Origin of the sequence: Actinoplanes sp. NPDC089786, assembly GCF_040684855.1 — a bacterium.
Classification (GTDB): Bacteria; Actinomycetota; Actinomycetes; order Mycobacteriales; family Micromonosporaceae; genus Actinoplanes.
Genome location: NZ_JBFBGU010000001.1, coordinates 881535 through 899899, shown reverse-complemented (window position 1 = coordinate 899899; position 18365 = coordinate 881535). Strand labels below are relative to the sequence as shown.

Annotated in this window: 15 protein-coding genes; 6 read left to right on the top strand and 9 right to left on the bottom strand. The window is 71.9% G+C overall.

The window, feature by feature from the left end:
• Positions 1 to 3: 3 nt before the first annotated feature.
• Positions 4 to 1593 (bottom strand): FAD-dependent oxidoreductase, encoded by a 1590-nt coding sequence (locus tag AB0O15_RS04380; RefSeq protein ID WP_364313852.1) that lies wholly within the window; start codon positions 1591 to 1593, stop codon positions 4 to 6.
• 74 nt (positions 1594 to 1667) lie between these two features.
• Between AB0O15_RS04380 and AB0O15_RS04375 the strand changes: the two genes are divergently transcribed.
• Positions 1668 to 2273 (top strand): TetR/AcrR family transcriptional regulator, encoded by a 606-nt coding sequence (locus tag AB0O15_RS04375; protein ID WP_364313849.1) that lies wholly within the window; start codon positions 1668 to 1670, stop codon positions 2271 to 2273.
• A gap of 19 nt (positions 2274 to 2292) precedes the next feature.
• Here AB0O15_RS04375 and AB0O15_RS04370 read toward each other — a convergent pair whose 3' ends face one another.
• Positions 2293 to 3153, bottom strand: a complete 861-nt coding sequence (locus tag AB0O15_RS04370; RefSeq protein ID WP_364313846.1) for a TatD family hydrolase — start codon at positions 3151 to 3153, stop codon at positions 2293 to 2295.
• 109 nt (positions 3154 to 3262) lie between these two features.
• Between AB0O15_RS04370 and AB0O15_RS04365 the strand changes: the two genes are divergently transcribed.
• The gene (locus tag AB0O15_RS04365) at positions 3263 to 4327 is read left to right on the top strand and encodes a hypothetical protein (RefSeq protein WP_364313843.1); all 1065 of its coding nucleotides are present in this window, start codon (positions 3263 to 3265) and stop codon (positions 4325 to 4327) included.
• A 57-nt stretch (positions 4328 to 4384) separates the two neighbouring features.
• Entirely contained in the window at positions 4385 to 5620 is a 1236-nt protein-coding gene (locus AB0O15_RS04360; RefSeq protein ID WP_364313840.1) for a GAF domain-containing sensor histidine kinase, read from the top strand.
• 55 nt (positions 5621 to 5675) lie between these two features.
• Here the strand turns inward: AB0O15_RS04360 and AB0O15_RS04355 are convergent, their stop codons facing one another.
• From AB0O15_RS04355 to AB0O15_RS04345, 3 genes are all read right to left on the bottom strand, one after another.
• Positions 5676 to 8048 carry a bifunctional polysaccharide deacetylase/glycosyltransferase family 2 protein gene (locus AB0O15_RS04355; RefSeq protein ID WP_364313838.1) on the bottom strand — a complete coding sequence of 791 codons (2373 nt, stop codon included), beginning with the start codon at positions 8046 to 8048 and terminating at the stop codon, positions 5676 to 5678.
• Complete coding sequence (locus AB0O15_RS04350) at positions 8045 to 8914, bottom strand: hypothetical protein (protein WP_364313836.1); 870 nt, start codon at positions 8912 to 8914, stop codon at positions 8045 to 8047. The genes AB0O15_RS04355 and AB0O15_RS04350 overlap by 4 nt, the downstream gene beginning before the upstream one ends.
• A gap of 495 nt (positions 8915 to 9409) precedes the next feature.
• Positions 9410 to 10930, bottom strand: coding sequence for a phospholipid carrier-dependent glycosyltransferase (locus AB0O15_RS04345; RefSeq protein ID WP_364317036.1), 1521 nt, complete (start codon positions 10928 to 10930; stop codon positions 9410 to 9412).
• A gap of 137 nt (positions 10931 to 11067) precedes the next feature.
• Here AB0O15_RS04345 and rsmI point away from each other — a divergent pair, with 137 nt between their 5' ends.
• Positions 11068 to 11913 (top strand): 16S rRNA (cytidine(1402)-2'-O)-methyltransferase, encoded by an 846-nt coding sequence (rsmI, locus tag AB0O15_RS04340; RefSeq protein ID WP_364317034.1) that lies wholly within the window; start codon positions 11068 to 11070, stop codon positions 11911 to 11913.
• Between the two features lie 22 nt (positions 11914 to 11935).
• On the opposite strand, the gene AB0O15_RS04335 is transcribed toward rsmI, so the two are convergent.
• Positions 11936 to 13261: a hypothetical protein gene (locus AB0O15_RS04335; RefSeq protein WP_364313834.1), complete on the bottom strand. Its 1326-nt coding sequence runs from the start codon at positions 13259 to 13261 to the stop codon at positions 11936 to 11938.
• A gap of 119 nt (positions 13262 to 13380) precedes the next feature.
• Here AB0O15_RS04335 and metG point away from each other — a divergent pair, with 119 nt between their 5' ends.
• A complete protein-coding gene (gene metG, locus AB0O15_RS04330; protein ID WP_364313831.1) occupies positions 13381 to 15186 on the top strand; it encodes a methionine--tRNA ligase in 1806 nt (601 codons plus the stop codon).
• Here the strand turns inward: metG and AB0O15_RS04325 are convergent.
• Positions 15178 to 15750 carry a CGNR zinc finger domain-containing protein gene (locus tag AB0O15_RS04325; protein WP_364313829.1) on the bottom strand — a complete coding sequence of 191 codons (573 nt, stop codon included), beginning with the start codon at positions 15748 to 15750 and terminating at the stop codon, positions 15178 to 15180. The two genes, metG and AB0O15_RS04325, sit on opposite strands and share 9 nt — an antisense overlap.
• Before the next feature lie 75 nt (positions 15751 to 15825).
• Here AB0O15_RS04325 and AB0O15_RS04320 point away from each other — a divergent pair, with 75 nt between their 5' ends.
• Entirely contained in the window at positions 15826 to 17055 is a 1230-nt protein-coding gene (locus AB0O15_RS04320; RefSeq protein WP_364313826.1) for an MFS transporter, read from the top strand.
• On the opposite strand, the gene AB0O15_RS04315 is transcribed toward AB0O15_RS04320, so the two are convergent.
• Both AB0O15_RS04315 and AB0O15_RS04310 read right to left on the bottom strand, forming a co-directional pair.
• Positions 16963 to 17817, bottom strand: a complete 855-nt coding sequence (locus AB0O15_RS04315) for an oxygenase MpaB family protein (protein ID WP_364313824.1) — start codon at positions 17815 to 17817, stop codon at positions 16963 to 16965. The genes AB0O15_RS04320 and AB0O15_RS04315 overlap by 93 nt on opposite strands.
• Positions 17818 to 17847: 30 nt before the next feature.
• Complete coding sequence (locus AB0O15_RS04310) at positions 17848 to 18273, bottom strand: Fur family transcriptional regulator (RefSeq protein WP_364313823.1); 426 nt, start codon at positions 18271 to 18273, stop codon at positions 17848 to 17850.
• Positions 18274 to 18365 lie beyond the last annotated feature (92 nt).

Here is an 18365-nt window from a genome sequence, read left to right as displayed (position 1 = left end):
CGATCAACCGGCCACGCCCGGCCCCGAGCTGAACACCAAGGCTTCGGTCGAGGACTGAACCCACCGCTCGACCGCGGCGCCGAGCCGGGCCGCGTCATCGCCGACCCAGACGATCACCCCGTCCGGCCGCATCAGCACCGATGGGCCGTCGCCGGCGGGGTCGAGCACCGCGGTGATCCGCCCGCCCAGGTGGCGGACCGCCCCGCCGAACCGCCCGTCCGGTGAGCGGTCGACCAGGACGAACCGGCCGTCGTGGGCGTGGTCGGCGATGCGGCCGCCGGCGCCGAGCTCGATGTCGCCGGCCAGGGTGCCGACCGGGGCGGCGGCGTCCTCGGCGACGTCGTAGCGCTGCTCGATCCCGGAGGACAGCGCGACCATCCGGTTCAGCACCCCCGGCACGGCGTACAGCTCGTCGCCGAGAACGTTGCGCAGCTGAGCGGTGTGCTCGTCGCCCCGGAGCAGGGCAACCTGGGCCCGGGTCCAGTTCAGCACCCAGGCCGCGATCGGCTGCCGCTCGGACTCGTAGGTGTCGAGCAACCCGGCCGGCGCCCGGCCGGTGATCGTGGCGGCCAGCTTCCAGCCCAGGTTCACCGCGTCGCCGAAGCCGAGGTTCAGGCCCTGGGCGCTGAACGGCGAGTGCACATGGGCGGCGTCGCCGGCCAGCAGCACCCGGCCGAGCCGGTACGACCGCGCCAGCCGGGCGTTGTCGGACCACCGGGTCGCGCGCCCGTGCAGGCCGGTCAGCGTCACCGGCACGCCGGTGACCTCACGGACCACGGCCTGAAGCTCGTCGAGGGACACCGGGGCGTCGCGGTCGGCCGGCTGCGGCCCGAACCGGGCCACCAGGATCCGCCCGGGGATCGGCCCGTGGGCGTAGACGCCCCGCGGGGTCCAGGTCCAGCCGCGGCCCAGCCCGCTCGCGTCGTCGAAGTCGGCGATGGCCTGGTAGCCGACCATCTGCGGCTCGGTGCCGTCGAACGGGATGTCGAGCTGCTTGCGGATCACGCTCCGGCCGCCGTCGGCCGCGACGACCCACCCGGCCGTCAGCTCACCTTCGCCGGTCTCGACGATCACGCCCTCGCCGGCCGTCGTCCGTACACCCCGCACCTCGACCCCGCGGCGGATCTCGACGCCGAGCCGGAGGCAGTGCTCGGCCAGCAACACCTCGAGGTCGTGCTGGGGAACGCCCACGCCGCCGGCCACCGCGGTGTGCGCGGCCAGCACCGGGTCGTCCTGGTCGATCAGGCCGGGCCGGAACATCAGCCCGGCGAAGTGACCCAGCACCGGGAACCGGCGCGTGACCTGGTTGATGCCGGTCAGCAGCCCCCGCGTCGTGCGGGTGGTGCCACCGGCCGCGAACCGCCCGGTCGCCTCGAGCAGGCGCCGCTGCACCCGCTCGGCCGCGGGCAGCAGGCCGCGCCGGTCGAGGATCTCGGCGCTGGCCACGTTGATCGAACCGGCCTTGATCGTCTGGTCGGGCTCGGCCAGCCGCTCCAGCACGGTCACGCCAACCCCGCCGAGGGCCAGTTCACCGGCGAGCAGCAAACCGGTCGGCCCGGCGCCGACCACGATCACGTCCACGTCCCCATCCATGGCTGCCTCCTCTCGATACCTTTACCGGGTAAGCTAACTCGATAAGCTTACCCGGACAATGTAGGGTGAGTCACATGCCGAATCGAGGGGACCGCGGTGGATCGCAGACCCGGAACCGCATCTCCGAGGTCGCGACCGAGCTGTTCCTGCGGCGCGGCTTCGAAGACGTGACGATCGCCGAGGTCGCCGAGGTGGCCGGCGTGTCCAAGGTGACGGTGTTCGCCCACTTCCAGCGCAAGGAAGACCTGCTGCTCGACCGCCTGCCCGACGCCATCGGCCTGGTCCGGCGGGTGGTCCGGGAGAGGGCCGACGACGTCGGCGTCGTCGCGGCGTTCCGCGCGGTGGCTCTCGACCTGGTCGACCAGAGACATCCGCTGTCCGGCCTGAGCGCCGAGGCCGAGCCGTTCGTCCGGACGGTGCTGGCGTCGCCCGCGCTGATCGCCCGGCTACGCGGGTTCGCCTCCGAGATCGAGGCGCGGCTGGCCGCCGAGTTGCGCGACGACGCCCGGTTCACCGGCGACAGCGACCTGGTCGCCGGGCTGCTCGTCACCGCATACCGGGTGGTCGCCGTCGAGACGACCCGGCGCCTGCTCGCCCACGACGACCCCGGCGACCTCGCCGGCGACCACCGCCGGCGCCTGGTGGAGTCGTTCGACCTGCTGGAAAGCGGCCTGCCCTAGGCCGTGTCCCAAACCCGGCCTAGTTCTTCCAGGAGCCGAAGACGCGCTCGCCGTTGGCCGAGACCGCCGCGCACAACTCGTCCAGGTCGTGCCCGGTGCTTTCGGCCAGCGCGCGCATCGTGTGCGGGATCAGGAAGGACGCGTTGGGCCGGCCCCGGTGCGGCTTCGGGGTCAGGTACGGCGCGTCGGTCTCCACCAGCAGCTGCTCCGGCGGCGTGATCCGGGCGGCCGCGCGAAGGTTATCCGCGCTACCGAACGTTACCGTTCCGGCGAAACTGAGGTAGTAGCCCCGCTTCACACATTCCCGCGCGAAGGCCTCGTCGCCGGAGAAACAGTGCAGCACGACGGTGTCGGGCGCGCCTTCTTCGTCGAGCACCCGGAGCACGTCGGCATGGGCGTCGCGGTCGTGGATGATCAACGCTCGGTGATGTCTTTTGGCGATCGCGATGTGCGCGCGGAAGCTCGCCTCCTGGGCCGGGCGACCGTCGGCGTCCGTACGGAAAGTGTCCAGCCCGGTCTCGCCGACGCCCCGGACCCGCGGCCGTGCGGCGAGCGCCTCGATCTCGCGGAGGGCCTCGTCGAGGTCGTCGAGCAGCGGCGCGTCGTTGGGGTGGATGGCGACCGCGGCCAGGACCCGCTCGTCCCGGTCGGCCAGATCGACGCCCCATCGCGAGGAGGCCACATCCACTCCGACTTGGACAAGTCGGTCCACTCCCGCGCGGGCGGCGGCGTCGATCAGCTCGGCGACCCCCGGCCCCTCGGTCTCCTGCACCGTGATGTCCAGGTGGGTGTGACTGTCGAAGACCGGCACCACCAGCGGTTCCGGCGGCGGCGGGAATTCGCCCGCCCGGCGTGCGGCCCGCTCCTCGCGCGTACTCATCGAGGTCAACTCTGCCACACGCTCGGTCAAGGGAGTGATCCTGCATACACGCAGGCTGGGGTAACCCATAGTTCACCTTGAATACACCCAGCGCGATTACTTTCCGCACGTGACCGTGACCCGTGAGGTCGATCTGGAGCCGTTGGAGCCACCCTTGATGGCGCCGCTCCACCGCGATCTGGGCTGGGCCGATGTGCAACGGATGAGCCAGTCGGCCGCCCATCGGGACGATCCGACCCTGCGCCGCATCCGCGAGACCGCCGCCGTCAGGCGTGGCACCCGGATGATGAAGGTGCTCTCGGCCGCGCAGGTCGCCGGTCATCTGGGCGGCTGGCTGCCGTACGGCTTCTGCTACCGCGCCTGCGACATCGAGCACCTGCGGCAGCCCGAGCAGCTGGCGCTGCTGCGCACCGACGGCGCGATGGACACCGAGGTGGCGTACGCGCTGCGCTGGCGCGCGGTCGACCCGATCGACTACGAGATCCCCGGCGGCCCGGGTCAGCCCGGCCTGGCCGGCCTCCCGGCCCATCAGCGGATCGGCGCCCTGGTCCTCGGCACCGGATTCACCCCGAGCACCGACGACCTGATCCCGGAATACATCACCGCCAACTTCGCCGACCTGCCCATCCCGGCGAACGCCCAGTTGCTCGGCTACTCGCCCCTCGGTGAGGAGGTCGTGCTCTACACCTACCAGCCGGAACAGCACGGCTGGCTCCGGCTGGCCGGCCCGAAGTGGCGCCGCCTGCTCGAGGGGCTGCCCGGCGTCACCCCCGACCGCGAGTACGTTCCGTGCACCGACACACCCACGGCCCAGTTGGTCGGCCGGATCAACCAGCACGAGTACCAGGCGGTGGCCGACCCGCCCGAGGAGTTCCGGGTCCGCGCGCTGACCCGCGCCGCCCGATACCCGGTGCAGACCCTGAGCCGCCGGGCCGAGCAGGCCATCTGGCGCGGCACGGCGTGCTGGGTGCTCCAGCGTGACGAGCGCTGGGCCCGGCTGCGGCTGCTCCGGCCCGATCCGGAGACCCTGCACACCACCGGGGCGCGATGCTACGAGCGGGGTATCTACGAGGCGTGGGCGCCGATCGGCGAGCTGTCCGACCACCACATCATGGACATGCCGTACGAGCTGCCGGCCCAGCCGTCCCGCTACCAGGAGACCGGTCCCGCATAATTCGCGGCAAATGCCCAATAGGCGAAGATTGCTACTTTTCGGTGGTATCCCTAAGGCATGGAAGCTCCGCGCCCCAGTAACGAGACCGACCGGCTCGCCGCCCTCTACGCCCTGGGCGTGCTGGACACCGAGGCGGAGAAGGACTTCGACGACATCGTCGCGCTCGCGTCGCATGTCTGCGACGTACCCATGTCGCTGGTGTCTCTGATCGACACCGACCGGCAGTGGTTCAAGGCCCGGATCGGCACCGACCTCACCGAGACGTCGCGTGAGTTGTCCTTCTGCTCGCACGCCATCCTCGGCAAGGACCTGTTCGTGGTGCCGGACGCCCAGGAGGACGCCCGGTTCTCGGACAACCCGATGGTGCGGCAGACCGGCGGTGTCCGGTTCTACGCCGGCGCGCCGCTGGTCACCACGGACGGCTTCGGGCTGGGCACGCTGTGCGTGATCGACTCGAAGCCGCGCCGTCTGGACGTCGAGCAGCTCCAGGCGTTGCGGGCGCTGGCCGGGCAGGTGACCGCCCAGCTCGAGCTGCGGCGGTACGCCGTGACGCTGGCCAACACCACGGCCCGGCTTCAGGAGCTGGAACGCCGCAAGGACGAGTTGACCGCCCTGGTCGGCGGTGAGCTCAGGGGGTCGCTGCGGCTGATGGACACCTACCTCGACGGGCTGGGCCACACCGGGTACCACGACGTCGAGATGGCCGATCTGGTCGGCCACGCGGCCTCCGCCCACGTACGCGGGCTCCGCGAGCTGCTCGACCACCTGCTGCGACTGGCCGACGCCGGGTTGGGCAACGAAAGCCTGCACATGCGTCAGATCGACCTCACCCGCCTCACCCAGCGCGCGGTCGAGGCGGTCCGCCCGATCGCCGCGACCAAGCAGATCTGGATCCTGAACCAGGCCGGCGGTCCGGCGCTGCCGATCGTCGCCGACCCGGTGCGGCTGGAACAGGTGCTGATGCAGCTGCTGTTCGCGGCGGTGAAGTACACACCGAGCGGCGGCCGGATGCGGGTCGGCACCGAGATCGAGTCCGGGCCGGCCGTACGGCTGGACGACATGGACATGCCCGACGGCGAGCGACCCGACCTCTTCCCGCATCTCTACTACGGCACGATCGCCAACCCGGCCGATGGGCCCGGACCGGACCGCGGTCTGGCCGTGGCCAAGCGCGTCCTGGACGCCCACCACGCCACGGTCGCCCTCTCCGACCGGCCGGGCGACGGCACCTCGCTGCACGTGGTGTTCCCGTTCGCCGTCCACGAGGCCGACCGCCAGCTCATCCTCGCCTGAGGCGCGGACAAGCCCCGCACCGCCCGGCTGCAGTTCGGGCGGTGCGGGGCCCATCTCACCCGGTGCGCACCGGGCCCGAGCCGCCAGCCGGGGGCGAGCCGGCGGACGGCATGTCATCGGCGGCCGAGGACTGCGAAGGCACCCAGGGCCGTGCGGGCGCCCGGCCGGACGCCGGGTGCGGGTTGAGCGGGATCTCGTGCAGCGTCGGCGGCCAGGAGTCGAGCTCCGGGGCCACGGCCGAGTCGTAGGCGGGCGTCGGCCCGCCGGACACCAGGCCGGCCCGGCGCAGCTTGTGCCAGCCCAGCCGCCCACCGGTCAACGCCGTCGTGGCCGACTGGATCAGGACCAGATACATCAGCTGGCGGTACGCGAACTGCTGCAGCGGAAGCCGCCAGAGCGGACCCATCGCCTCCCGGTCGAGCCGGAACGCGATCGCCGCCGTGACCAGCTGGAGCAGCAGCATCCCGAACCAGGCGACGACCGTCTCCTCCAGCTCCCAGAACACCAGCCCGTACACCAGCATGATGTCCACCACGGGCGCGAGCAGCGGCAACGCGACCCCGAAGAGGGCCAGGAACGGGAGCCCGCGACGGCCGAACCGGCCGGACGCGCCACGCTCGGTGAGCGCCTCGCGGTGCTTCCACATCGCCTGCATGGTCCCGTAGCTCCACCGGTAGCGCTGGCGGTAGAGCTGCTCCAGGGTGGCCGGCGCCTCGGTCCAGGCGCGGGCCCGCTCCTCGTAGACCACCCGCCACCCGGCCCGGCACAGCGCCATCGTGATGTCGGTGTCCTCGGCCAGCGTCTCGTCGCTGAAGCCGCCCGCCTCGTCGAGGGCCCGCCGGCGGAAGGCGCCGATCGCGCCGGGCACCGTGGGCATGCAGTTGAGCACCTCGTACAGCCGGCGGTCGAGGTTGAACCCGATCACGTACTCGATGTGCTGCCACAGGGCGACCAGGCTGCGCCGGTTGCCGATCTTGACGTTGCCGGCCACCGCGCCGACCGTCCGCTTGCCGAACGGCTGCACCAGCCGCCGGATCGAGTCCGGCTCGAAGATGGTGTCGCCGTCCACGGTGACGATCAGGTCGTGCTTGGCCAGGGCGACGCCGGTGTTCAGCGCGTTCGACTTGCCGCCGTTGGGCACCCGGACCACGCGGACGTTCGGCAGCCGCATCCGCTCGACCAGGGCCGCCGTGCCGTCGGTCGACCCGTCGTCGACGACCACCACCTCGATCTCCGGGTAGTCGCCGCCGGCCAAGGACCGGACCGCGGCCTCGATGCCCTCCTTCTCGTTGTAGGCGGGCACGATCACCGACACCGGCTCGGTCACCTCGGCCCCCCAGCGAAAGCCGGGCCGGCGCCGCTGCCGGGCGTGCCGGCCGGCCAGCAGCAGGAGCAGGCCGGTACGCCCGATCGTCAGCGCCCCGATCAGCAGGAACAGCCCGGCGATGACGTACACCAGACCGTCCGCGAGCCCGACCGTCCACATCAGCGCCTGGCCCCGCCAGCGGTCGGCGTCCGGCGCCGGCTGGTTGTAGGCCAGCGGCGGCGGCGTGTTCCCGGCCTCCTTGCGGGCCTCCTTGAGGCCGACGTTGAGGCCCTCGGTGACCGTGGTGAACCGGTACCCGCGCGCCTTCATCCTCGGGATGAAGGCCCGCAGCGCCTCGACCGTCTGCCGGCGGTTGCCACCGGCGTCGTGGAACAGCAGCACCGCCGACTCGCCGGCCTTCGGCGTGGCGTTGAGCAGGATCCGGGGCACCCCCGGCCGCTGCCAGTCCTGGCTGTCCAGGTCGTTGACCACGACCAGGAAGCCCTGCTTACCGGCGTCCTGGACCAGGGCCCAGTTCGTCTCGTCGATGGCCTGCGGCTTGGACGAGTACGGGAACCGCACCAGGTTCGTGTGCACCCCGGCGGCCCGGGCGATCGCCACCTGGGTCTGTGACAGCTCGAGCTTGCGCCGCCACGGCGCGAGCAGCTGCATGTTCGGGTGGGTGAAGGTGTGCAGCCCCATCTCGTGCCCGCCGCCGGCGATCTGCCGGGCGACCTCCGGATGGCGGACCACCTCGGAGCCGACCACGAAGAACGTGCCGTGCGCGTCGTTCTCGGCGAGCACCTTCAGGATCTGCGGCGTCCACGTCGGGTCGGGGCCGTCGTCGAAGGTCAGCGCGATCGTCTTCGGCGGCAGGCGGTTGGAGCTGACCTGGCCGCCGGTGGTGTTGATGACCGGGCCGCCGTCCTTGATCCCGGCCGGGACACCGGACTGGTCGCCCACCTCGGTCTCGACGTGGTCGGCCTTGAACTCGGAGTTGATGTACGCCTGCACGACCAGCACCGCGACGAACAGCACCAGCACCAGCGTGCCGAGCAGGATGCGGGGGCGGGGCAGCAGCCGCCGCCGGGCCCGGACCCGGGTGCGGCCGCGCCGGGTCACGCGTCCTCCTCGGCGGCCGGCAGCTCTTCGTCCGGCTCACCCGGTCCGGTCGGCTCGCTCTTGCCGCTCGGCTCGCTCCCCGACGCCGTGGGCTCGGGCGCCGGGTCCTCGCGCACCGTCGGCGTGGGCGCCGGGGGCAGCTTGGGCGGCGCCGGAGGCAGCTTCGGCGGCGCCGGCGGCGGGGTGTTCACGCTGCCGCCGCCACCGGAACCGCCGGTACCGGCCCCGGAATCGCCGCTCGTGGCGCCGCCCCCCGTGCCGCCGGGTACCGGCGGGTTGGGTGGGACCGGCGGCGTCGTGGGCGTCGTTTCCGGGGCCGGGGTCGTGGGGCCCGGCGTGACCGGGCTCCTGGAGGGTTTCGGCGTCGTGCTGGCGCTCCCGGACTCCAGCGGGCGTGCGGTCTTCGTGACCGTCGGCGTGATCCGGACCGGCGCCTTCGTCGCGGTCGCCCGGGTGGTCGCGGTGGCTCGCGGCGCCTCCGCACGCCGCGTGTCCCGGATGGACCGGGCGTCCGGCCGGCGCAGCGACTCGGTGAGCAGCCGTGGCGGCTGCGACCCCGGGGGCGGGGTGAGCATCGGCGGCGCCGGCGCCGGGCCGGCGATCGTGTCGTCGGAGTCGTCGCCGCCCAGCTCGGGCAGCGGCAGCACCGCGCTCGAGCTGACCGGGCCGCCGGCCAGGCTCACGCTGACCAGGCCGCCGTAGAGCATGCACAGCGCTCCGAAGCCGTAGGCGACGCGGCGGAGCAGCTTGCTCCGGCGCCCGGACTCGTCGACGAACACCGGCGCCGCGGAGGGCACCGCGAGCACCTCGGTGTCGGGGATGCCGGAGTCGGCGGAATGCGGGGTTTCAGGCTCCTGCGAAGTCACCCGGCGAGCTTAGGAACATCTTTTGAGATCTTGATCGGCGTCACTCCAACAGGGGACGGCGAATTCCGGCCGAGAATCAGCCAGATTGGTGACCGTCAGCATTTGACCTGATGGCAGGACGTCTGATCGGCCTTCGGAGAGATCGCGCTGAGCTGCACCGAATTGCGCGGGCAAAATAGGTTACGCGAATTCAAGAACAATTTCAGTGTCGCTTTCCTGACACCATTCCCGAACAATTCTCGCCATTGCCCGCGTCGCTATTAATGACAATAGAGGCGTATGTCCGGATTGTCGCAAACGGACCGAGCGGACCAAGAAGATCGTGCGCCCGAGACCGAATTTGGCCCGATCTCCTGATGATTGAGTATGGACAGCCGTTGTGGACAGCGGTCCCCATGGCTAAGCTTCGTGGTGCGCGCTCCTATCGCCCGCTTCCCCCGTGGCAGGCGATCGGAGCGCGCTTTTCTGTCCCCGGAGCTCCGGCGTGAGCCAGACCTAGATCCAGCGCGACCCGAGCCACATGCGGGCCTGCCAGGACTGATAGGGGATCGTCTCGCCCACGAAGATCGGGTAGAAGTAGGCGAAACAGAGCGCCACGATCGCCACGAAGGCGCCCACGATCACGGTCCCGACCAGTTGCCGGTCGGAGCGTCTCGCCCCCGACTCGATCCCGCCCGGCGGCGTCATGATCGCGCCCAGCGCGTAGGTCACCGCCAGGATCAGGAACGGCAGCGCCGGCAGCACGTAGAAGACGAACATCGTCCGGCTGTCGGCGACCGCGTAGTAGAACCACGGCAGCAGGCCACCGGCCAGGCCCGCGCCGATCGCGTAGGCCCGCCAGTCGCGCCGCGCGACGCCGAACCAGATCAGCGCGCCGATCGCGGGCAGGAACGACCACCACAGGATCGGCGTGCCCAGCAGCAGGATCTCGGTCGCGCAGCTGCTCGCCCCGCAGCTGCCGGTGCCGTTCCAGTGGAAGGCGACCGGCCGGCCCAGCAGCAGCCACTGCCACGGCCAGGACTGGTACGGATGCTTGTCGGTCAGGCCGCTGTGGAACGTGTACGCCTGGTGGTGGTAGTGGGCCAGGTTGAGCAGGGCGCCCAGGATCGGCGGCTCGCTCATCCCGTTCGCCTCCCGGTAGTGCCGGAAGTAGCCCGAGTTGGTGACGAACCAGCCGGTCCAGGTGGCCAGATAGAAGATCACCGTCAGGGTGAAGCTGACCACCAGCCAGCCGAGGTCGCCGAGCAGCCGGACCGCGATCGGCCGGCGGATCCCGGCCGAGCGCCGCGCCCCGACCCGCCAGGCCACCACCAGCAGTGCGAACAGCGGCGCGAAGAACAGCGCGCTCCACTTCACGCCACAGGCCAGCCCGAACATCACCCCGCCGACGAACAACCACCACGGCACGAAATGGGGCAGCCGGGAGGTCTCCGGGTCGAAGCCGTTCTCCAGGGCGCGCAGCCAGCGCCGCCGGTAGGCGTCCCGGTCGATCAGCAGCGCCGCGAAGGTGGCCAGGATGAACAGCCCCAGGAAGATGTCCAGCAGCGACGTCCGGGACAGCACGAGATGGAAGCCGTCCAGCGTCATCAACAGGCCGGCCACGCCGGCCAGCACGATCGAGCGGAACATCCGGTACGCCACCCGGATCAGGATCAGCACCATCAGCGTGCCGGCGACCGCGGTCGGCACCCGCCACCCCACCGGGGTGTTGCCGAACGCCATCTCGCCCAGCGCGATCAGCCATTTGCCCAACGGCGGATGCACCACGTAGGCCGGGCCGTTGGTCCTCTCGTCCCACTCCACGCCGTGGTGCAACATGTCCCAGGCGTCGGTCGGGTAGTAGACCTCGTCGAAGACCAGGACCTTGGGCTTGCTGAGGCCGACCAGCCGGAGGATCGCCGCGATCGCGACGATCACGGCGGTGACCAGCCAGGAGTACGGGTTGAGCCAGTTGTCGAGCGTCGACAACCGGCGGCGCACGGCGTCGGGCACCCGCCGCTTCCCGAAGGGAGCCATGTCGGCCTCGACGGGTACGGGCGCGATGTCGGTCGCCACACTCACCCCGCGATGGTAGGCCGCGCGGCCATGGCCGTGCTCGTCCAGCCCTCGTGGCGCGGTGTGATGGACTTCCTCCCGTGACTGAGCCAGGGGCAATCGGGGGCAACGGACGGGTGGTGCTCCTCGGCGCGCCGCTGGGCAACGTCGGCGACGCGTCGCAGCGGCTGCGCGACATCCTGTCGACCGCGGACGTCGTCGCGGCCGAGGACACCCGCCGCCTGACCCGGCTGGCCCGCGACCTCGGGGTGACGGTCGGCGGGAAGATCGTGTCCTACTTCGAGGGCAACGAGGAGCGGCGTACGCCCGACCTGGTCGAGGCCCTTCGCGCCGGACAGACCGTCGCGGTGGTGACCGACGGCGGCATGCCGAGCGTCTCCGACCCCGGGTACCGGCTGGTCCGCGCCGCCCTGGACGCCGGCTTCCCGGTGACCGCCGCGCCCGGGCCCAGCGCCGTGACCACCGCGCTGGCGCTGTCCGGCCTGCCCAGCGACCGGTTCGTCTTCGAGGGCTTCCTGCCCCGCTCCGGCTCGGGCCGCCGCTCCCGGCTGCGTGAGCTGGCCGCCGAGCCGCGCACGCTGGTCCTCTTCGAGGCGCCGCACCGGATCGGCGACGCGCTGGCCGACCTGGTCGCCACGTTCGGCGGGGAGCGGCCCGCGGCGGTCTGCCGCGAGCTGACCAAGACGTACGAGGAGATCCGCCGCGGGACGCTGACCGAGCTCAGCGATTGGGCCGCCGCCACGCCCCCACGCGGGGAGATCACGCTGGTGCTGGGCGGCGCCCCGGTGGTCGCGGCCGAGCGCCCGCCGGACGAGGACCTCCGGGCCGCGGTGGCGTCGCGCGAGGCGGCCGGCGACTCGCGGCGGGACGCGATCACCGCGGTCGCCACCGAGTTCGGGCTCCGCCGCCGCGAGGTCTACGCGCTCGTCCACCAGGACCAATAGCCAGTGGTAGCCCAGGGCGGGTTCAGTAGGCGGCGGCGAGGAAGCCGAGCAGCAGCAGGACCGGTCCGGCCAGGCTGATCAGCACCGCGCCGCGCCGGCTGCGGGCGGTCTCCAGCCGCCGCGCCCCGGTCATCCCCGCGATGCCGTAGCCGCACAGGAGCACCAGCACGAACCCCAGCGTCCAGCGCAGGTGCAACATCAGACCGGGCCCGCCCACGTACGCCTGCCGGCTCTCCGGGCTGACCATCCGGGCCGGCGTGATCGCCCCGGTGTCGCGTGAGTTCGCGTCCACCCCGAGCAGCGTGACCCGCTCGACCGGGAAGCCGCCGTCGGCCGCCGCGAACGAGCCCTGACAGCGCTGCGTGACGCCGCTGCCGGTGCACCGCGAGACGGTCGCGACGCCCTGGTCACCGTGGCCCACGGCCAACCAGAACGGTTCCGCGCTGACCCACGAGAAGAACGCCGCCACCAGCGCGAGCAGCACCAGACCGAGCAGTCCGGCCACCGGGCCACGCGGTGACCGCGGCTTACGGGCCGGCGGCAGACCCCGTCGTTCGTCGGCCGGGCCGGGCGAGGCGGCCAGCCGCTGCCGCGTCTCCGGCGACGGCCAGGCGTTGCCGGCGGCCGCCCGCTCCTCCTCGCTCAGCCAGAACGGGTGGTTCTCCAGCCGCTCCCGCTTCGCCTCGTCGGCCACCTGGCCGAGCCGGGAGACCCCCTGCCCGGGCAGGACCGGCACCCGGTCCTTGGGCTCGGGCAGGACCATCACCTCGGGTTCGGGGTCCGGGGTGGCGGGTGCTTCGGCCTGGGCCTCGTCGGCGCTGCTCACGGCGTACCCCTCATCGGTCTTGTCCGGCGGGTTGTAACGGTCCTTGGGCCGGCGGTGGTGGTCGCGCTCGACCGGCTCGGGCTCCGGGGTCGCGTCCTCGACGGCCTGCGCGGCCGCGATGGCCTCGACCAGCTCGATCCGCTCCTCCTGCTCGGCCTCGACCAGCGCGGCGGGCGTGGCCGGCCCGGCCTCGACCAGCGCCGTGGTCCGCTCCGCTTCGACCGGCGGGGCGGGCTCGAGCGCGCCGGCCAGGTCGTGGGCGCCGGCCGCGTGGGCGTCCAGGGCCTCCGGGGCGAAGGCGGGCTCGGTGCCGCCATAGGCGGCGGGCAGGGCGTTGGCCGGGGCGCTCGACACCGGACGGCGTCGTGGATGCCGGGGCCGGGCGGCGGCCGCCTCGGCGAGCGCCTCCGCGCGGTCGCGTTCCTCCTCGACCCGCCACCATGCCGTGTTGGGGTCGGGAAAAGACCACGTCTCGCTCTCGGTCCGCGGCGTTTCCCCTGGCTGCGGCGCGTCTCCGGTCACCGCCTCAGTAGACTGCACATCTTCCCGACGATCACCCATATAAGGGGCGTGTCTACCTTTTTCGGTACGGCGCCATGGCGCTCGCAGGCGTACCTCAGGTGTCACTACGCTGGGGAACCATGAGTCACGTTCTCGCCGCGGTCGCCTGGCCCTACGCCAACGGCCCGCGCCACATCGGTCATGTCTCCGGCTTCGGAGTGCCCTCCGACGTGTTCAGCCGGTACATGCGGATGGCCGGCCACGACGTGCTCATGGTCTCCGGCACCGACGAGCACGGCACCCCGATCCAGGTGCAGGCCGACGCCGACGGGGTGACGCCCCGCGAGCTGGCCGACCGCTACAACCGGGTGATCGTGGAAGACCTGCACGGGCTGGGGCTGTCGTACGACCTCTTCACGCGCACCACCACGCGCAACCATTACGCGGTCACCCAGGAGCTGTTCACCGGCCTGCTGGCCAACAACTACATCGTCCGCAAGACCACGCTCGGCGCGAAGTCCCCGTCGACCGGCCGCACCCTGCCCGACCGGTACATCGAGGGCACCTGCCCGATCTGCGGCTACGACAGCGCCCGCGGCGACCAGTGCGACAACTGCGGCAACCAGCTCGACCCCGAGCAGCTGATCAACCCGCGCTCCAAGATCAACGGCGAGACGCCCGAGTTCGTCGAGACCGAACACTTCTTCCTCGACCTGCCGGCCTTCGCCCAGGCCATCGGCGCGTGGCTCGACCAGCGGGAGAACTGGCGGCCCAACGTCCTGAAGTTCAGCCGCAACCTGCTCGACGACCTCCAGCCCCGGGCGATCACCCGCGACCTCGAGTGGGGCGTGCCGATCCCGCTCGACGGCTGGAGCGACCGCAACGACAAGCGCATCTACGTGTGGTTCGACGCGGTCATCGGCTACCTGTCGGCGTCGGTCGAGTGGGCCCGCCGCACCGGCGATCCCGAGGCGTGGCGCAAGTGGTGGTCGGCCGACAGCGAGGGCAAGGACGCGCTGGCCTACTACTTCATGGGCAAGGACAACATCGTCTTCCACTCGGTGATCTGGCCGGCCATCCTGCTCGGCTACTCCGGCGAGGGCGACAAGGGCGGCGAGCCCGGCCGGCTGGGCCGGCTCAACCTGCCCACCGAGGTGGTCAGCTCGGAATACCTGACCATGGAGGGCAAGAAGTTCTCCTCGTCCCGCCGCGTGGTCATCTATGTACGCGACTTCCTGTCCCGGTACGACGCCGACGCCCTGCGCTACTTCATCGCCGCGGCCGGCCCCGAGGCCAACGACACCGACTTCACCTGGGCCGAGTTCGTCCGCCGCAACAACGACGAGCTGGTCGCCGGCTGGGGCAACCTGGTCAACCGCTCGATCTCGATGGCCGCGAAGAACTTCGGCCAGATCCCCCCGCTGCTCGATCCCACCGCCGACGACCTCCGCCTGCTCGAGGTGTCCCGGGCCGGTTTCGCCGGGGTCGGCGACCTGATCGGCAAGCACCGCCAGAAGGCGGCCATCGGTGAGGCCATGCGCGTGGTCGCCGAGGCCAACAAGTACCTGTCCGACCAGGCGCCGTGGAAGCTCAAGGACCCGTCGTCGAAAGACCGGATGGGCACCATCCTGCACGTCGCCCTCCAGGTCGTCAGCGACGCGAACACGCTGCTCAGCCCGTTCCTGCCGCACTCCGCCCAGAAGGTTCACGAGCTGCTCGGCAACACCGGCGTCCACCAGCCGATGCCGGCCATCGTCGAGGTCGACGACCTGGACGGCGGCCCGTCGTACCCGATCCTGACCGGCGACTACACCGTGGGCGCCCGCTGGGAGTCGGTGCCGCTGCCGGCCGGCACCGCGCTGCAGGCCCCGAAGCCGGTCTTCAAGAAGCTCGACATCGCGGTCATCGACGAGGAACTGGCCCGCCTCAGCGGCGACTCAGCCTGACCGCCCGCCTCGGACCCGCCGCCGTTCGGTGAGGCGGCGGGACTTGGCCTGGGCGCCGCAGTCGTCCATGGAGCACCACCGGCGGGTCAGGTTGCGGCTGCGGTCGAGGAAGAGGAAACCGCAGCCGCCCTCGTCCGGCGGGCAGGCGCGCAGCCGGCTCAGGTCGGCGGTGCGCAGCAGGTCGACCAGCGCGTCGGCCAGGCGGTCGCCGATCATCCACGCCGGGTCGGTGCCGACCAGCAGCGAGACGGGCGAGGTGGGCGCCAGCGCCGACCGGTCCATCGCCGCGGCCCATCGGTGGCTCAGCCGGTCGAGATCCTGTCCGGCCAGGGTCAGGTCGACCAGGGACCGCAACTCGAGCACGTCGGCCAGGGCAGCCTCCGGCGCCCAGGACCGCTCGACGCGCTCGATGTCGGCGCCGGTCACGATGCCGATCCTCGGCGCCCACGCGAGCAGGGCGGCCGGGTCGGACAGGAACTCGATCTGATCGACGCCGGTCTGCCGGGGCGCGACCGTGTTGGCGAGGTCGAGCGCCGGGTGCCCGCCGACGATGCGCAGATCCATGTCTCCACCATAGCGTGGTTTTGGTGGTAGCGTGCCCTCAAGTCGCTACCACCAAAACATGGTTATGGGGGAAGCATGCGTGCCTGGACCATCGTCGCGGCGTTGACCGCGTCGACCTTCCTGTTCGTCACCACCGAGACCCTGCCGATCGGGTTGCTGCCCCAGATCGCCGGCGAGCTCGGCACCCCGGCCTCGAGAATCGGCCTGCTCGTGACCGTGTACGGGCTGATCGTGGTCGTCTCGACCATTCCGCTGACCCGGCTCACGCACCGCTGGCCGCGGCGGCGGCTGCTGAGCACGTTGCTGCTGATCTCCGCCGCGGCCATGACGCTGTCGGCGCTCGCCCCGACCTATCCGGTCCTGGTCGCCGGCCGCATCGTGACGGCGCTCAGCCAGGCCGTGTTCTGGGCCGTGGTCACCCCGGCGGCGGCCGCGCTGTTCCCGCCGGCCGTGCGAGCCCGTGCCATCGCCGTCCTGGTCGCCGGCACCTCGGCGGCGCCCCTGCTCGGCGTGCCGGGCGGCACATGGCTGGGCCAGCGGCTGGACTGGCGGGCGCCGTTCCTCGTCCTCGCCGTGCTCGCCGTCGCCGCCTCCGCCGTGATCCTGGCACTGATGCCGGAGCAACCGCCCGGCGGTGACGCCGGCCGAGGGCGGAACCCGGACGCCCGACGGTATTTCAGCCTGATCGTCACCACCACGGTGACGGTGACCGCCGCGTTCACCGCGTTCACCTGCATCACGCCGTTCCTCACCGACGTGACCGGCCTCCCCGGTTCGGCGGTCGGCCCGGTCCTGCTGCTCCGCGGGCTGGCCGGCCTGCTCGGCGCGATCGCCGTGGGTTTTCTGATCAGCCGGTACGCCTGGCCGGCCATGACCGGCCTGATCGGCCTCCAGGCGGTGGCCCTGGCCGCGCAGTACGTGTGGAGCGGGAACCCGGCGGCCACCGTGATCGCCACCGCGGCGACCGGCCTGGTCCTGTCCGGCCTGACCGTCGTCCTCTCCGCCCGCGTCCTCGACCTGGCGCCGGGCGACACCGATCTCGCCTCGGCCGGCTCGTCCACCGCCTTCAACGTGGGCATCACCGCGGGCGCTCTGATCGGCAGCGGCCTGCTGGACGGCCCCGGGCTGCGCGACTCGGCCCTGATCGCGGCCCTGATCTCGGTGGCGGCGGTGATCAGCGCCCTGGCCGAGCCGCGCCGGCGGGGCGAGCGGTCAGGCGAGGCCGGCGCGTTCCAGGGCGGCTCGGCGCATCGGCGGGACGCGGTACTCGGACGGCATCGCGGCCAGGGCGCCCTGCAGCAGTAGGCGCATGGCGCGGGCCGAGAGGCTGGCCGTGACGTCGGTGGTGGGCCAGCCCAGCCCGCCGTAGATCTTGCGGGCCCAGGGCGGCAGCAGGGCGACCGCGGTCGAGGCGACGCCCAGGTAGCCCCAGCGCGCCGGGCCCAGGGTGAGCGCCAGGCGGAAGGCCCGGCCGCCCCAGCCGGACGGGATGGGCGGCACGGTCAGGAAGGCGGCCGTCTCCACGCCATCCTTGGTCAGGCCCAGCTCCGGCCGCATCGCCTCGTAGTAGGCGTCGACCTCGGCCGCGGTGCCGGGCACGGACGACGGGTCGAGGCCGACCAGTTCGGCCGCCCGGCGCTGCTCGGTGTAGTACTCGTCGACCTCGCCGTCGGTGAGTTGCAGGCCGGCCCGGCGGGCGGTGGTCACGAAGGACTCGACCTCGGTCACGTGCACCCAGCGGAGCAGGTCGGGCTCGTCGATGCGGAAGGTCTCGCCGGTTCGCGGGTCGGTCGCCGTCATCCTCGAATGGAGGCGGCGCAACCGGCTGGACGCGAGGGTGACCTCGGCCGTGGTGCCGTAGAGCACCGTGCCGACGTACTCGGAGGTGCGGTTGAACCGGCCCCAGGGGTCGCTCTTGTACGACGAGTTCTGCGCCACCCCGGCGACCGCGCGCGGATGCAACGCCTGGAGGTAGAGGCTGCGCAGGCCGCCCAGCGTGACGATCGGCTCGCTGTGCACCTTCCACGTCACCGAGTGCGGGCCGAAGAGGCCGAAGTCAGGGTCCACGCCATCCAGCGTGCCACAAGTTGAACTCGTTCAGGATTCTCGCGTCAGGGCCTGGCACGACGGGCAGAGCCCCCAGAACGTCACCTCGGCCTCGTCGACCGCGAACCCGTGCGGCGAGGACGGCGCCAGGCAGGGCTTCTCGCCGACCGCGCAGTCGACGTCCTCGATCGCGCCACAGCCGCGGCAGACGATGTGGTGGTGGTTGTCGCCGACCCGGGCCTCGTAGAGCGCGGGGCTGCCGGCCGGCTCGATGCGGCGGGCCAGCCCGGCCCGGGATAGCGCGCCGAGCACGTCGTACACCGCCTGGGTCGAGACCGAGTCGAGCCGGGCCCGGACGTGCCGGGTGATCTCGTCGACCTCGAGGTGTCCGCCCCGGGTCAGCACCTCGAGAACGGCCAGGCGCTGGCGGGTGACGCGCAGGCCGCTAGCGCGCAACATTTCGGCACCGGTCGACATCACACCATGACAGCACGCGCCGCCCCCCACCCTCAACCTGACGTACGGTATGCCAAGATCCTTGAAGTTTTGACTTAATCGGTGAACCGAAT